The organism is Escherichia sp. E14S1, from assembly GCF_004211995.1.
Taxonomy (GTDB): domain Bacteria; phylum Pseudomonadota; class Gammaproteobacteria; order Enterobacterales; family Enterobacteriaceae; genus Escherichia.
The window spans coordinates 22387-39014 of the sequence record NZ_RHJQ01000030.1 but is presented as its reverse complement, the minus strand read 5'-3'; the positions used below and the strand labels follow the sequence as shown (position 1 = coordinate 39014).

Here is a 16628-nt window from a genome sequence, read left to right as displayed (position 1 = left end):
TCCTTGCTTTCCCACAGCAGCTCGTCCGGATACTCCATCAACAGGCCGATCACTTTGAGGATCTGCATTATTCGCCCTCCGCTTTATTGCGTACTTCGGTAATGTCGATGGCATCAATTCGGCTACTATTGAACAGGTTAAATTTGCTGTCCGAGCCGTGGCAACCGTCGCCAAAAGTAAAGCCGCAGCCGTTACGTTCTGCGAAAGCGTCGCCCGCCATTTCACGATGACTGGTCGGAATGACAAAACGATCTTCATAGTTGGCGATAGCGAGATAGCGATACATATCTTCGACCTGAGCGACGCTCAAACCCACTTCGTCGATGGCGCGGGTATCCGTTACGCCTTCTACGGTTTGTGAACGCATATAGTGGCGCATCGCCATCATCCTTTTTAGCGCACGCAGTACCGGGCCGGTATCGCCGGCACTCAACATATTGGCGAGGTATTGCACCGGAATACGCAGGCTTTCGATGGCGGGGAGCACGCCTTCGCTTTTCGGCAAACCGCCCGCATCAGCGTAGGACTGAATCGGCGACAACGGAGGAACGTACCAGACCATCGGCAGGGTGCGATATTCAGGGTGCAACGGTAGCGCCAGTTTCCAGTCCATCGCCATTTTGTAGACAGGCGAACGCTGGGCAGCTTCAATCACATTTTGTGGAATACCTTGTTTCAGGGCTTCCTCGATCACTGAGGGATCGTGCGGATCGAGGAACACTTCGCACTGGCGCTCATAGAGATCAACCTCGCGCTCGGTGCTCGCCGCTTCCTCAATGCGGTCGGCGTCGTAAAGCAGCACGCCCAGATACCGGATGCGACCCACGCAGGTTTCTGAGCACACGGTTGGTTGGCCTGACTCAATTCGCGGGTAACAGAAGATACATTTTTCTGACTTCCCGCTTTTCCAGTTGAAGTAGATTTTTTTGTACGGACAACCGCTAATGCACAAACGCCAGCCACGGCATTTATCCTGATCGATCAGCACAATGCCATCTTCTTCGCGTTTGTAGATAGCGCCGCTGGGGCAGGTCGCCACGCAGCTGGGGTTGAGGCAGTGTTCGCACAGACGCGGCAGATACATCATGAAGGTGTTTTCAAACTGCCCGTACATCTCCTTTTGCATGGCTTCGAAGTTGCGGTCGCGGGCGCGTTTTTCGAACTCTCCGCCCAGCAGTTCTTCCCAGTTTGGCCCCCAGATCACTTTGTCCATCCGCTTACCGTCAATCAGCGAACGCGGGCGGGCGGTGGGAATATGTTTACCTTCTGGCGCGCTATGCAAATGTTCGTAGTCGAAGGTGAAAGGTTCGTAGTAATCGTCAATCTGCGGCACCACCGGGTTGGCGAAGATTTTGGTTATTACCCCCATCTTGCTGCCCAGACGCGGACGGATCTTACCGTTGACATCGCGGACCCAGCCGCCTTGCCACTCTTCCTGATCTTCCCAGTTTTTCGGGTAACCAATGCCCGGTTTGGTTTCGACGTTGTTAAACCATGCGTACTCCATGCCTTCGCGACCGGTCCAGACGTTTTTGCAGGTCACCGAACAGGTATGGCAGCCGATACATTTGTCGAGGTTAAGCACCATGCCGACTTGCGAACGGATTTTCATTTTTTCGCCTCCTGTACCTGATCGCGACCTTCATCATCCAGCCAGTTAACGTTCTTCATCTTGCGGATCATGATAAATTCGTCGCGGTTCGAGCCGACGGTGCCGTAGTAGTTGAAGCCCCAGGCCAGCTGCGCGTAACCGCCAATCATATGCGTCGGTTTCGGACACACGCGGGTGACCGAGTTATGAATGCCGCCGCGCATGCCGGTTACTTCCGAGCCGGGGATATTCATAATGCGTTCCTGGGCGTGATACATCATGGTCATGCCCGGCGGTACGCGCTGGCTAACAACCGCGCGGGCAGTCAGCGCGCCGTTGGCGTTAAACACTTCCACCCAGTCGTTATCGACAATGGTCAGTTCACGGGCATCGGTTTCGCTGATCCAGACAATCGGCCCGCCGCGCGAGAGCGTCAGCATCAGCAGGTTTTCACTGTAGGTGGAGTGAATGCCCCATTTCTGGTGCGGCGTCAGGAAGTTAAGTGCTTTTTCCGGGAAGCCGTTTGGCGGGATCTGGCGCATTTCACTGACGCTGCGGGTGTCGATAGGCGGGCGATAAGCCACCAGGCTTTCACCAAAAGCACGCATCCACGGATGATCCTGATACAGCTGCTGACGGCCCGACAGCGTGCGCCACGGAATTAACTCATGAACGTTGGTGTATCCGGCGTTGTAGGAGACGTGATCGCTTTCGAGACCGGACCATGTGGGGCTGGAGATAATTTTACGTGGCTGCGCCTGAATATCGCGAAAGCGAATCTTCTCGTCCTCTTTGTGCAGCGCCAGATGGGTATGTTCGCGTCCGGTGATTTCGCCCAGCGCCTGCCACGCTTTGACCGCCACATGGCCGTTGGTTTCCGGTGCCAGCGCCAGAATCACTTCTGACGCATCAATGGCGGTGTCAATCAGCGGACGCCCCTGTGCCGGGCCATCACGCTTGGTGTAATTGAGTTTACCGAGGAAATCGATTTCATCCTGGGTATTCCACGAAATCCCTTTACCGCCGTTGCCAAGTTTGTCCATCAGTGGCCCGAGCGAGGTAAAGCGTTCATAGGTAGCAGGGTAGTCGCGTTCCACCGCCACAATATTGGGGGCAGTTTTGCCAGGGATCAGATCGCATTCGCCTTTGCGCCAGTCGAGCACTTCACACGGCTGTGAGAGCTCTGCCGGAGAGTCGTGTAACAACGGTTGCAGCACAACATCCGTTTCTTTGCCGAGATGTCCCACGCACACTTGCGAAAAGGCTTTGGCGATACCTTTGTAGATTTCCCAGTCGCTGCGTGATTCCCAGGCCGGATCGACCGCCGCAGAAAGTGGATGAATAAACGGATGCATATCCGAAGTATTCATATCGTCTTTTTCGTACCAGGTGGCGGTAGGCAGAACAATATCGGAGAAAAGACAGGTGCTGGACATACGGAAGTCGAGCGTCACCAGCAGGTCGAGCTTGCCTTCAATCGCTGCAGTTTGCCACTCAACTTCTTCCGGTTGGATTCCCTCCGTCGGTCCAAGTTCTTCCCCCTGAATGCCACTTTCCGTACCCAGCAGATACTTCTGCATATACTCGTGGCCCTTGCCGGACGAGCCAAGCAGGTTTGAACGCCAGACAAACAGGTTACGCGGATGGTTGCTGCCGTTGTCCGGCTGTTCGCAGGCCATGCGTAACTCGCCTGACTTCAGTGCCTGGGCGGTAAATTCGGCGGGTGATAATCCGGTCTTGTCGGCTTCGGCTTTCAGGGATAGCGGGTTACGCCCCAGTTGCGGCGCAGAAGGTAGCCAGCCCATGCGCTCGGCGCGAACGTTGAAATCAATCAGATGACCGCTGTATTTACTGGCGTCGGCCAGCGGTGAGAGCAATTCCTGCGCGGTGACTTTTTCATAGCGCCACTGGCTGGAGTGATTGTAGAAAAACGAGGTGCTGTTCATCTGGCGCGGTGGACGGTTCCAGTCGAGCGCAAAGGCCAGCGGCAACCAGCCGGTTTGCGGGCGCAGTTTTTCCTGACCGACATAGTGCGCCCAGCCGCCGCCGCTTTGCCCGACACAACCGCAGAAGATCAGCATATTGATCATCCCGCGGTAGTTCATGTCCATGTGATACCAGTGGTTGACGCCAGCACCGAGGATAATCATCGAGCGCCCATGCGTTTTATGGGCGGTATCAGCAAATTCGCGGGCGATGGTTTCAATATACTGGCGCGGTACGCCGGTAATTTGCTCACCCCAGGCTGGGGTGTACGGTTTGATTTCAGCGTAATCTTTCGCGCTGCTTTCATCTTCCAGCCCGCGATCGAGGCCGTAATTCGCCAGTACCAAATCATAAACGCTGACCACCGGACAGACACTGCCATCGGCGAGAGTCAGATTTTTCACCGGCAGCTGGCGCACCAGTACAGGATCGTGTTTTACGCTGCGAAAGTGCGGATTTTCAATGCCGCCAAAGTAGGGGAAGGCCACGCCTGCAACGGTGTCGTGTTGACCGAGCAGGGTTAACGACAATTCGGTTTCCGTACCGACGGCAATGGATTCCAGATTCCATTTGCCTTTTTCTCCCCAGCGGAAACCAATCGAACCGTTCGGCACCACCAGTTCACCTGCGGTATTAACCGCCACGGTTTTCCACTGCGGATTGTTGCTTTCGCCCAGTCCATCCACCAGGTCAGACGCGCGGATCATGCGCCCGGGAACGTAGCTGCCATCTTCACGTGGTTCCAGCATTACCAGCATCGGCATGTCGCTGTAGCGGCGGCAGTAGTTGATAAAGTAGTCGCTGGGATTATCGAGATGAAACTCTTTTAAAATCACATGGCCCATTGCCATCGCCAGCGCGCTATCAGTGCCTTGCTTTGGCGCCAGCCACTGGTCGCACAGTTTTGCCACTTCCGAGTAGTCAGGGGTAATGGCGATAGTTTTGGTGCCTTTGTAGCGCACTTCGGTAAAGAAGTGAGCGTCTGGCGTGCGCGTCTGCGGTACGTTAGATCCCCAGGCGATGATGTAGCTGGAGTTATACCAGTCGGCAGATTCTGGCACGTCGGTTTGCTCGCCCCAGGTCATTGGCGAGGCGGGCGGCAGGTCGCAATACCAGTCGTAGAAACTTAAACAGGTGCCGCCAAGCAGAGACAGATAACGCGTTCCGGCGGCGTAAGATACCATCGACATCGCCGGAATCGGTGAGAATCCGGCAACGCGATCCGGGCCATAGGTTTTGATGGTCCAGACGTTAGCTGCGGCAATCAGCTGGTTTAGTTCCTGCCAGTTGGAGCGGATAAAGCCGCCGCGCCCACGCACTTGTTTGTAGCTCAGGCACTTTTGCGGATCGTTCATAATCGATGCCCACGCCAGTACTGGATCGTTGTGCTGTTTAAGGGCTTCGCGCCACAGTTCAATCAGTCGTTTACGAATTAGCGGGTATTTCAGGCGGTTAGCGCTGTAAAGATACCAGGAGTAACTTGCGCCACGCGGGCAGCCGCGGGGTTCATGATTGGGCAGATCAGGGCGAGTGCGCGGGTAGTCGGTCTGCTGGATTTCCCAGGTCACCAGGCCATTTTTAACGTAGATTTTCCAGCTACAGGAGCCAGTGCAGTTAACGCCGTGGGTGGAACGCACGATTTTGTCGAATTGCCAACGCTGGCGATAGCTATCTTCCCAGTCGCGGTTGCTATGCATCACCTGTCCGTGACCATCGGCAAAGGTTTCGCCCTTTTGTTTGAAGTAGCGAAAGCGATCCAAAAGTTTACTCATGACATGACTCCTGCTCCAGGAATGATTTGGGATCTGATGCCTTGTCGGATGCGACACGGTTGTACATCAGGCATCGATCTCTTATTTTTGGCTGAACTTCCGCCGACCATAAACCAGCCAGGTCAGCAGCACACAGATGATGTAAAAGATTAAAAACACTTTCATCGCGCCCACTGGCGATCCGGTCATATTCAGCGACATGCCAAATGCTTGTGGAATAAAGAAGCCGCCCACCGCGCCGATGGCCGAAATAAAGCCCAGCGCCGCCGCCGTTTCAGTGATTGCTTCTCGCTGGGCCTGTTCATCGCTGCCGCCTTTCATCTTGACGCGATAAACCGTTATCTGGCGAAAGATGACAGCGATCATCTGGAAAGTAGAACCACTTCCCAAACCAGCGGTAAGGAATAACCCCATAAACACAGCGTAAAATGCGATGAAATTGCCGGAACCCGTGCCAGGTAGGGTAAGGAACAGCAGGGCGCTGAAAATCGCCATAAAAATGAAGTTGATCAACGTCACCCGCACGCCGCCGAATTTATCGGAAATAGCACCACCCACCGACCGCGCGATGGCACCGATAAACGGGCCAAAGAACGCCAGGCGCAGAATATTCACATCCGGGAACTGTGTTTTTGCCAGCATGGCAAATCCGGCGGAAAAACCGATAAACGAGCCAAAGGTAGCGAGATAGAGCAGACTCAGCAGCCACAGATGCAACCGTTGCAAAACGGGCAACTGGTCAGCAATTGACGCACGTGAACTGGCAATATCATTCATCCCTGACCAGGCGGCGATAGTGGCAATCGCCAGTAGCGGTACCCAAATCCATGCGGCGTTCGCCAGCGACATCACCGAACCATCGGCCTGCGGTACGCCATTGACGCCAAGAAAAGCAAATACCGGTACAAAAATCACCAGCGGCGCAACCAGTTGCATCACGCTGACGCCTAAATTCCCCAACCCGCCATTAATCCCTAATGCACTGCCTTGTTTGGCTTTCGGGAAGAAAAAACTGATATTTCCCATACTCGAAGCAAAGTTCGCGCCAGCAAAACCACAGAGCAAAGCAATAACAATAAATATCCCAAAAGGGGTATTCGGATTTTGCACAGCAATACCGAGCCAGACGCAAGGAATAATCAGAATCGCGGTACTAAAAACTGTCCAACGGCGTCCGCCGAATATAGGCACCATAAAGGAGTAGGGAACACGCAATAATGCACCGGAAACGGAAGGTAAGGCGGTTAATAAAAAAAGCTGATCAGTAGTGAAATTAAAGCCGATTTTATTGAGATTAACGGCAACTGCGCTAAATAACATCCAGACACAGAAGGCAAGGAGTAAACAACTTACTGATATCCAGAGGTTTCTTCGGGCAATGTGTTTTCCTTTATTTTCCCAGAAGGCCGGATTTTCTGGCTTCCAGTCGCGTAAAAGGTAACGATTATTTTTCTCATTTTGTAGTGCCATATTCTTCCTCACATGCACACATTGTTAATGAAAAAAAGACAAGGCAGGACATTGGACGCAATGGTCCGTTATTAGAATTAAGAGTAAATAGAGTGAAGTGCTGATTGAAAGAATAGATAACAAAGCGAATCTGCGGGGGGAGAAAGCTGATTATCTGAATGGATATGTGTTACTGAATGTAACAATGATGCATCATATTTTTTACTTATTTTTAAACTAACATACGGCAAACGTATTTGTTGCCGTATGAATCGTGGCTTTATTGTCGTAGCCTTTGCTTATCGTTGACGCGTTGCCAGCCAGCAGAGCAGGGAACCGCCGCAGACCATCAATGCGCCTTGCCAGAAAGAGAACGATAGCGGAGCACTAAGCAGTACCGCAGCAAGCGCCGACGAAAGCACAGGCGTAAAATACGAACCTACCGCCATAATGGTGACGTTGCCATGTAAAATGCCGACGTTCCACGCCGCGTAAGCAAATCCTAAAGTAAATGCCGCTGAGATAAGTTTTATAATGACGGGCGTGCTAAATACCATCTCCGGTTGCGGCGTTAAAAAATAGTAAACCCACAAACTTGCTCCCGTCAGCAGGACGAAAACGGTAATACCGTTAAATCCACGGGCATATTTATTGGTGACCGTGCAATAAGCGGCCCAGATAAAAGCACCAATAAAAGCCAGGCAATAACTCAACGGGCTGGTAGTGATATTGTTGATAATTTCATCCGGCTTGAGGCCATTTTCACCCCCTAATACCCAGCAGACGCCACCAAGGGCTAATAATAATCCTGGTACAATCAGCCAGTTGGTTTTCTGGCCATTAAACAGAATGGCAAAAAGTATCGTCAGACTGGGCCATAAATAGTTCACCATGCCCACTTCAATTGCCTGATGGCGGGTTGCTGCATACCCTAAGGAAAGTGCCAGACAGATTTCATAGCTGACGAATAAGAAACTCCCCGCAAGTAAATAACCTTTGGGGATCTGCCGAATGCGCGGAAAGCCAACCGTGAAAATTAACAGCAGCCCGCTTAATGAATAGATAGCAGCTGCGCCACCGACCGGGCCGAGCCCCTCACTGACGCCGCGAATCAATCCTACCATCGTGCTCCACAGGACGATCGCTATTAGCCCTATGAGCGTTGCTTTTTGTCGTGTCATGCTCGCTGTTTAGTCTCTCTTGCCGTTAAAAATTAAGCTGAAATTTATAGCATTTTTTTAACCAGGCTGTCAGGCAGTGGTGTGTTTTTCTACCGCCATTGAGGTAGGTCAATTTGCGCAGGCGGATTATTTTGTGGCAAACAGGTGTTCTTTTTGATTTCGCGCAAAAAGATTCAGAATTTTACTGTTAGTTTCCTCGCGCAGTAATACCCCTGAAAAAAGAGGAAAGCAATGGACGTCAGTCGCAGACAATTTTTTAAAATCTGCGCGGGCGGTATGGCGGGAACAACAGTAGCAGCATTGGGCTTTGCCCCGAAGCAAGCACTGGCTCAGGCGCGAAACTACAAATTATTACGCGCGAAAGAGATCCGTAACACCTGCACATACTGTTCCGTAGGTTGCGGGCTATTGATGTATAGCCTGGGTGATGGCGCGAAAAACGCCAGAGAAGCGATTTATCACATTGAAGGTGACCCGGATCATCCGGTAAGCCGTGGTGCGTTATGCCCGAAAGGGGCCGGTTTGCTGGATTACGTCAACAGCGAAAACCGTCTGCGCTACCCGGAATATCGTGCGCCAGGTTCTGACAAATGGCAGCGCATTAGCTGGGATGAAGCATTCTCCCGTATTGCGAAGCTGATGAAAGCTGACCGTGATGCCAACTTTATTGAAAAGAACGAGCAGGGCGTAACGGTAAACCGTTGGCTTTCTACCGGTATGCTGTGTGCCTCCGGTGCCAGCAACGAAACCGGGATGCTGACTCAAAAATTTGCCCGCTCCCTCGGGATGCTGGCGGTAGACAACCAGGCGCGCGTCTGACACGGACCAACGGTAGCAAGTCTTGCTCCAACATTTGGTCGCGGTGCGATGACCAACCACTGGGTGGATATCAAAAACGCTAATGTCGTAATGGTGATGGGCGGTAACGCTGCTGAAGCACATCCCGTCGGTTTCCGCTGGGCGATGGAAGCGAAAAACAACAACGATGCAACCTTGATCGTTGTCGATCCCCGTTTTACGCGTACCGCTTCTGTAGCGGATATTTACGCACCTATTCGTTCCGGTACGGACATTACGTTCCTGTCTGGCGTTTTGCGCTACCTGATCGAAAATAACAAAATCAACGCCGAATACGTTAAGCATTACACCAACGCCAGCCTGCTGGTGCGTGATGATTTTGCTTTCGAAGATGGCCTGTTCAGCGGCTATGACGCTGAAAAACGCCAGTACGATAAGTCGTCCTGGAACTATCAGTTCGATGAAAACGGCTATGCGAAACGCGATGAAACACTGACTCATCCGCGCTGTGTGTGGAACCTGCTGAAAGAGCACGTTTCCCGCTACACGCCGGACGTTGTTGAAAACATCTGCGGTACGCCAAAAGCCGACTTCCTGAAAGTGTGTGAAGTGCTGGCCTCCACCAGCGCGCCGGATCGCACAACCACCTTCCTGTACGCGCTGGGCTGGACGCAGCATACCGTGGGTGCGCAGAACATCCGTACCATGGCGATGATCCAGTTGCTGCTCGGTAACATGGGTATGGCCGGTGGCGGCGTGAACGCATTGCGTGGTCACTCCAACATTCAGGGCCTGACCGACTTAGGCCTGCTCTCTACCAGCCTGCCGGGTTATCTGACGCTGCCGTCAGAAAAACAGGTTGATTTGCAGTCGTATCTGGAAGCGAACACGCCGAAAGCGACGCTGGCCGATCAGGTGAACTACTGGAGCAACTATCCGAAGTTCTTCGTTAGCCTGATGAAATCTTTCTACGGCGATGCCGCGCAGAAAGAGAATAACTGGGGCTACGACTGGCTGCCGAAGTGGGATCAGACCTACGACGTCATCAAGTATTTCAACATGATGGACGAAGGCAAAGTCACCGGTTATTTCTGCCAGGGCTTTAACCCGGTTGCGTCCTTCCCGGACAAAAACAAAGTGGTTAGCTGCCTGAGCAAGCTGAAGTACATGGTGGTTATCGATCCGCTGGTGACTGAAACCTCTACTTTCTGGCAGAACCACGGCGAGTCGAACGATGTCGATCCGGCGTCTATTCAGACTGAAGTATTCCGTCTGCCTTCGACCTGCTTTGCTGAAGAGGATGGTTCTATCGCTAACTCCGGTCGCTGGTTGCAGTGGCACTGGAAAGGTCAGGACGCGCCGGGCGAAGCGCGTAACGACGGCGAAATTCTGGCGGGTATCTACCATCATCTGCGCGAGCTGTACCAGGCCGAAGGTGGTAAAGGCGTAGAACCGCTGATGAAGATGAGCTGGAACTACAAGCAGCCGCACGAACCGCAATCTGACGAAGTGGCAAAAGAGAACAACGGCTATGCGCTGGAAGATCTCTATGACGCTAATGGGGTGCTGATTGCGAAGAAAGGTCAGTTGCTGAGTAGCTTCGCGCATCTGCGTGATGACGGTACGACCGCATCTTCTTGCTGGATCTACACCGGTAGCTGGACAGAGCAGGGCAACCAGATGGCTAACCGCGATAACTCCGACCCATCCGGTCTGGGGAATACGCTGGGATGGGCCTGGGCGTGGCCGCTCAACCGTCGCGTACTCTACAACCGTGCTTCGGCGGATATCAACGGTAAACCGTGGGATCCGAAACGGATGCTGATCCAGTGGAACGGCAGCAAGTGGACGGGTAACGATATTCCGGACTTCGGCAATGCAGCACCGGGTACGCCAACCGGGCCGTTTATCATGCAGCCGGAAGGGATGGGACGTCTGTTTGCCATTAACAAAATGGCGGAAGGCCCGTTCCCGGAACACTACGAACCAATTGAGACGCCGCTGGGTACTAACCCGCTGCATCCGAACGTGGTTTCTAACCCGGTTGTTCGTCTGTATGAACAAGACGCGCTGCGGATGGGTAAAAAAGAGCAGTTCCCGTATGTGGGTACGACCTATCGTCTGACCGAGCACTTCCACACCTGGACCAAGCACGCGTTGCTCAACGCAATTGCTCAGCCGGAACAGTTTGTGGAAATAAGCGAAACGCTGGCGGCAGCGAAAGGCATTGCCAATGGCGATCGTGTCACTGTCTCCAGCAAGCGTGGTTTTATCCGCGCGGTGGCTGTGGTAACGCGCCGTCTGAAACCGCTGAATGTAAACGGTCAGCAGGTTGAAACGGTGGGTATTCCAATCCACTGGGGCTTTGAGGGTGTCGCGCGTAAAGGTTATATCGCTAACACTCTGACGCCGAATGTCGGTGATGCAAACTCGCAAACGCCGGAATATAAAGCGTTCTTAGTAAACATCGAGAAGGCGTAAGGGGGCGAACAGATGGCTATGGAAACGCAGGACATTATCAAAAGGTCCGCAACTAACTCCATCACGCCGCCTTCGCAGGTGCGTGATTACAAAGCAGAAGTCGCGAAACTTATCGACGTTTCTACCTGTATCGGCTGTAAAGCCTGTCAGGTGGCGTGTTCGGAGTGGAACGACATCCGTGATGAAGTGGGGCACTGCGTCGGGGTTTACGATAACCCCGCCGATCTGAGCGCCAAGTCCTGGACGGTGATGCGCTTTAGCGAAACCGAACAGAACGGCAAGCTGGAGTGGCTGATCCGTAAAGACGGCTGTATGCACTGTGAAGATCCGGGCTGCCTGAAGGCGTGCCCGTCTGCTGGTGCAATCATTCAGTACGCTAACGGGATTGTCGATTTCCAGTCGGAAAACTGCATCGGCTGTGGTTACTGCATTGCCGGGTGTCCGTTTAATATTCCGCGCCTCAACAAAGAGGATAACCGGGTATATAAATGCACACTCTGCGTCGATCGCGTCAGCGTCGGTCAGGAACCGGCTTGTGTGAAAACTTGTCCGACCGGGGCTATCCACTTTGGCACCAAGAAGGAGATGCTGGAGCTGGCGGAACAGCGCGTGGCGAAACTGAAAGCGCGTGGTTACGAACATGCTGGCGTCTACAACCCGGAAGGTGTCGGTGGTACGCACGTTATGTACGTGCTGCATCACGCCGATCAGCCGGAGCTGTATCACGGTCTGCCGAAAGATCCGAAGATCGACACCTCGGTAAACCTGTGGAAAGGCGCGTTGAAACCGCTGGCAGCGGCTGGCTTTATCGCCACTTTTGCTGGGTTGATTTTCCACTACATCGGTATTGGCCCGAATAAGGAAGTGGACGATGACGAGGAGGAGCATCATGAGTAAGTCGAAAATGATTGTGCGCACCAAGTTTATTGATCGCGCCTGTCACTGGACCGTGGTGATTTGCTTCTTCCTGGTGGCGCTGTCCGGGATTTCGTTCTTCTTCCCGACGCTGCAATGGCTGACGCAAACCTTCGGTACGCCGCAGATGGGGCGCATTTTGCACCCGTTCTTCGGCATTGCGATTTTCGTCGCGCTGATGTTTATGTTCTTCCGCTTTGTGCATCACAACATCCCGGATAAGAAAGATATTCCGTGGCTGTTGAACATTGTTGAAGTATTGAAAGGCAATGAGCACAAAGTGGCGGATGTTGGTAAGTACAACGCCGGACAGAAGATGATGTTCTGGTCGATCATGAGCATGATTTTTGTGCTGCTGGTGACCGGGGTGATTATCTGGCGTCCGTACTTTGCGCAGTACTTCCCGATGCAGGTTGTTCGCTACAGCCTGCTGATCCACGCGGCTGCGGGTATCATCCTGATCCACGCCATCCTGATCCATATGTATATGGCATTCTGGGTGAAAGGGTCGATTAAAGGGATGATCGAAGGGAAGGTGAGCCGTCGCTGGGCGAAGAAACACCATCCGCGCTGGTATCGTGAAATCGAGAAGGCAGAAGCGAAAAAAGAGAGTGAAGAAGGGATATAATCTCTTTTGAACTTTAAGCTGAAAATGGCGCTGTAAAAGGCGCCATTTTTTATTGTAGACAACGTGCACTTTGTTCATGCCGGATGCGGCGTGAACGCCTTATCCGGCCTACAAACCGTTCAAATCCAATAGATTGCAGTGAACGTGTAGGCCTGATAAGCGTAGCGCATCGGGCAATGTTGCGTTTGTCATCAGTTTCAAATGGCGCTTTAAAAGGTGCCATTTTTTTATTGCGTAACCAGACGGCGCAGTCGCGACACATCCACCGTTTTTTCAGCCTCTGCCAGGCTCCAGGCGTTTTGCAGATTCAGCCACATTTGCGGTGAACTGCCGATCACCACGGAAAGTTTAATTGCCATTTCTGGCGTCAACGCTGCTTTTCCGGTCAGCAATCGGCTTGCCGTTGAGGGCGCAATTTCCATTGCTCTGGCAAACTCGCGCAGGCTGACATTAAGTTCGTCCAGTGATTCCTGAATAATGTCCCCCGGGCGGGGATGATTGGCCATTTTCATCAGTGATAGTCCTCGTAATCCAGTATGTATGCATCGCCATTGACGAATTCAAATGTGATTCGCCAGTTGCCCGAGACAGATATCGCCCAAATTCCATCGCGATCGCCGCTTAACGGGTGTAGTCGGTAACCGGGCATATCGATATCAGCAAGACAGCTTGCTGCATCAATCACAGCGAGTCGGTGGCGTAATCGTTTGACTTGCGTCGGTATAACGCCGGAGGTTTTGCCGAGAAGAAACAAGTCACGCAATCCCTTGTGTCTGAAATTCATTATCATCTCTTCATCCTTGTTCCCTCGAAAGGAACACTATCACTATTGTTCCGTGCAGCGCAACAAATTTCGCTACGTTTTCGCGAATTGTGAGGGGAAAGATGGGGGAGGAAAAGAAGAAGAGTGAAATTGCGGAAAGCGTCTCGCAAAACAGGCTGCGACCCGAACATGGCAGTCGCAGCAAAGGCCTCTTAGCGGCGGAAATCAATCACCATACGGCCACGGATTTTGCCTTCTTCCATCTCGGTAAAGATGGTGTTGATGTCCGCTAACGGACGCAGGGCGACTTTCGGCACCACTTTGCCTTCAGCGGCAAACTGGAAGGCTTCGGTTAGATCCTGGCGCGTGCCGACCAGCGAACCGACCACTTCAATACCATCCAGCACAAGGCGTGGGATATCCAGGCTCATAGACTCCGGCGGCAGACCGACAGCCACAACACGACCGCCTGCTCGTACAGCATCAACCGCCGAGTTAAACGCAGCTTTAGCCACCGCTGTCACCACAGCGGCGTGAGCGCCACCGGTTTTTTCCTGCACAATTTTGGCGGCGTCTTCAGTGCGTGAGTTAATCGCTAAATCAGCGCCCATTTCGGTCGCCAGTTTTAACTGCTCATCATTGACATCAATGGCGATCACTTTGGCGTTAAATACATTCTTTGCGTATTGCAGGGCGAGGTTACCCAGACCGCCAAGACCGTAAATAGCAATCCACTGCCCAGGACGAATTTTTGACAGTTTCACCGCTTTATAGGTGGTGACGCCCGCACAGGTAATGCTGCTGGCCGCCGCCGAGTCCAGGCCATCTGGCACTTTTACCGCATAATCGGCGACCACGATGCACTCTTCCGCCATCCCGCCATCAACGCTGTATCCGGCATTTTTTACCGAACGACAGAGGGTTTCGTTACCACTATTACAGTATTCGCAATGACCGCATCCTTCGTAAAACCACGCCACGCTGGCACGATCGCCTGGTTTTAATGAGGTGACACCTGGGCCAACTTCTGCCACCACACCAATACCTTCATGACCCAAAATCACACCGGTCTTATCACCAAAATCGCCATTCTTAACATGAAGATCGGTATGACATACACCACAACACTCCATTTTCAGCAGGGCTTCGCCATGTTTCAGTGAGCGCAGTGTTTTATCCGTAACGTCAACATGATGATCCTTCGTAACAACCGCAGCCTTCATAGTTCCTCCTTTTCGGATGATGTTCTGCATAGCAGGTGAGGCAAATGAGATTTATTCGCCACTACCCAGTATGGATGAGATCTGAAAAAGGGAGAGAAAAATTGCCCGGTAGCCTTCACTACCGGGCGCAGGCTTAGATGGAGGTACGGCGGTAGTCGCGGTATTCGGCTTGCCAGAAATTATCGTCAATGGCTTGTTGCAAAGCTTCGGCAGACGTTTTCACCGCCACGCCTTGCTGCTGCGCCATTTTGCCAACCGCAAACGCAATTGCGCGGGAGACTTTCTGAATATCTTTCAGTTCCGGTAGTACCAGACCTTCGCCGTTCAGGACCAGCGGCGAATACTGAGCAAGCGTTTCACTTGCCGACATCAGCATCTCATCGGTGATACGTGACGCGCCGGAAGCAATAACGCCCAGCCCGATGCCCGGGAAAATAAAGGCGTTGTTACACTGGGCGATAGGGTAGATTTTATCTTTCCATACCACTGGGTTAAACGGACTGCCAGTGGCGACCAGCGCGTTACCTTCGGTCCAGGCGATAATGTCCTGCGGTGTGGCTTCCACGCGTGAGGTCGGGTTAGACAGCGGCATCACGATCGGACGCGGACAGTGTTTGTGCATCTCACGGATGATTTCTTCGGTGAAAAGCCCGGCCTGTCCGGAGACACCAATCAGAATATCCGGTTTGACATTGCGCACCACATCCAGCAGTGACAGCACATCGCTGTCGGTATCCCAGTCACTGAGGTTTTCGCGCTTCTGCACCAGTTTGGTCTGGAAAGGCAGCAAGTTCGGCATCTTGTCGGTCAGCAGGCCAAAGCGATCGACCATAAAGACTTTCTGCCGCGCCGCTTCCTCGCTTAATCCTTCGCGCTGGGTCTGGGCGATGATCATTTCGGCAATGCCGCATCCCGCTGAACCTGCACCGAGGAAGACGATTTTTTTCTCGCTTAACTGACCGCCTGCCGCGCGACTGGCTGCGATCAGTGTGCCTACCGTTACCGCCGCGGTTCCCTGAATATCATCATTAAAGGAACAAATTTCATTGCGATAGCGGTTAAGCAGTGGCATCGCATTTTTTTGCGCGAAGTCTTCAAACTGTAACAGCACGTCCGGCCAGCGTTGTTTCACAGCCTGGATAAATTCGTCAACAAATTCATAGTATTCGTCGTCTGTAATACGCGGGTTACGCCAGCCCATATACAGCGGATCGTTAAGCAGTTGCTGGTTATTAGTGCCAACATCCAGCACCACCGGCAGCGTATACGCCGGGCTGATACCGCCACAGGCGGTATAGAGCGACAGTTTACCAATTGGAATGCCCATCCCGCCGATGCCCTGGTCACCAAGCCCCAGAATACGTTCGCCGTCGGTCACCACAATCACTTTGATATTATGGTTCGGCACGTTTTGCAGAATATCGTCCATATTGTGGCGGTTCTGGTAAGAGATAAATACGCCGCGTGAACGACGGTAGATCTCAGAAAAACGCTCACAGGCTGCGCCGACGGTTGGGGTATAAATAACAGGCATCATCTCATCAAGATGATTGTTTACCAGACGGTAGAAGAGGGTTTCGTTAGTGTCCTGGATATTACGCAGGTAGATGTGCTTGTCGATTTCGGTTTTGAATCCCTGGTACTGGATCCACGCACGTTCCGCTTGTTCTTCGATGGTTTCGACCACTTCCGGCAGTAACCCCAGCAGGTTGAAGTTACGGCGTTCTTCCATGCTGAAGGCGCTGCCTTTATTCAACAACGGAAATTCCAGCAGTACAGGGCCAGCGTAAGGAATATAAAGCGAACGCTGTTTTTTTGTTTTTGGTTCCATGTCACTCACT

At 52.6% G+C, this 16628-nt stretch carries 11 protein-coding genes; 3 read left to right on the top strand and 8 right to left on the bottom strand.

Going from position 1 to position 16628, the window contains the following annotated elements:
- Positions 1–67 precede the first annotated feature (67 nt).
- The 4 genes from narH to yddG form a co-directional block, all read right to left on the bottom strand.
- The gene (narH, locus tag D9734_RS21805; RefSeq protein ID WP_130210513.1) at positions 68–1612 is read right to left on the bottom strand and encodes a nitrate reductase subunit beta; all 1545 of its coding nucleotides are present in this window, start codon (positions 1610–1612) and stop codon (positions 68–70) included.
- The gene (narZ, locus tag D9734_RS21800) at positions 1609–5349 is read right to left on the bottom strand and encodes a nitrate reductase Z subunit alpha (RefSeq protein ID WP_130210511.1); all 3741 of its coding nucleotides are present in this window, start codon (positions 5347–5349) and stop codon (positions 1609–1611) included. The genes narH and narZ overlap by 4 nt, the downstream gene beginning before the upstream one ends.
- 81 nt (positions 5350–5430) lie before the next feature.
- Positions 5431–6819 carry a nitrate/nitrite transporter NarU gene (narU, locus tag D9734_RS21795; RefSeq protein ID WP_130210509.1) on the bottom strand — a complete coding sequence of 463 codons (1389 nt, stop codon included), beginning with the start codon at positions 6817–6819 and terminating at the stop codon, positions 5431–5433.
- 278 nt (positions 6820–7097) lie between these two features.
- Complete coding sequence (yddG, locus tag D9734_RS21790) at positions 7098–7979, bottom strand: aromatic amino acid efflux DMT transporter YddG (RefSeq protein WP_130210507.1); 882 nt, start codon at positions 7977–7979, stop codon at positions 7098–7100.
- A gap of 231 nt (positions 7980–8210) precedes the next feature.
- Here yddG and fdnG point away from each other — a divergent pair, with 231 nt between their 5' ends.
- The 3 genes from fdnG to fdnI are packed head-to-tail and all read left to right on the top strand — an operon-like array spanning position 8211 to position 12801.
- The gene (gene fdnG, locus D9734_RS21785; RefSeq protein WP_077786070.1) at positions 8211–11258 is read left to right on the top strand and encodes a formate dehydrogenase-N subunit alpha; all 3048 of its coding nucleotides are present in this window, start codon (positions 8211–8213) and stop codon (positions 11256–11258) included.
- Positions 11259–11270: 12 nt separating this feature from the next.
- A complete protein-coding gene (gene fdnH, locus D9734_RS21780) occupies positions 11271–12155 on the top strand; it encodes a formate dehydrogenase N subunit beta (protein WP_001240581.1) in 885 nt (294 codons plus the stop codon).
- Positions 12148–12801, top strand: coding sequence for a formate dehydrogenase-N subunit gamma (gene fdnI / locus D9734_RS21775; RefSeq protein WP_000045638.1), 654 nt, complete (start codon positions 12148–12150; stop codon positions 12799–12801). The genes fdnH and fdnI overlap by 8 nt, the downstream gene beginning before the upstream one ends.
- A 227-nt stretch (positions 12802–13028) precedes the next feature.
- Here the strand turns inward: fdnI and D9734_RS21770 are convergent, their stop codons facing one another.
- The 4 genes from D9734_RS21770 to maeA form a co-directional block, all read right to left on the bottom strand.
- On the bottom strand, positions 13029–13313 hold the full coding sequence (locus tag D9734_RS21770) for a HigA family addiction module antitoxin (RefSeq protein ID WP_000781370.1): 285 nt from the start codon (positions 13311–13313) through the stop codon (positions 13029–13031).
- Complete coding sequence (locus tag D9734_RS21765) at positions 13313–13591, bottom strand: type II toxin-antitoxin system RelE/ParE family toxin (RefSeq protein WP_000605676.1); 279 nt, start codon at positions 13589–13591, stop codon at positions 13313–13315. Before D9734_RS21765 ends, D9734_RS21770 begins: the two co-directional genes overlap by 1 nt.
- Positions 13592–13776: 185 nt before the next feature.
- Positions 13777–14787, bottom strand: coding sequence for an alcohol dehydrogenase AdhP (gene adhP, locus D9734_RS21760; protein ID WP_000642407.1), 1011 nt, complete (start codon positions 14785–14787; stop codon positions 13777–13779).
- Between the two features lie 133 nt (positions 14788–14920).
- A complete protein-coding gene (gene maeA / locus D9734_RS21755) occupies positions 14921–16618 on the bottom strand; it encodes a malate dehydrogenase (protein WP_024166593.1) in 1698 nt (565 codons plus the stop codon).
- Positions 16619–16628 lie beyond the last annotated feature (10 nt).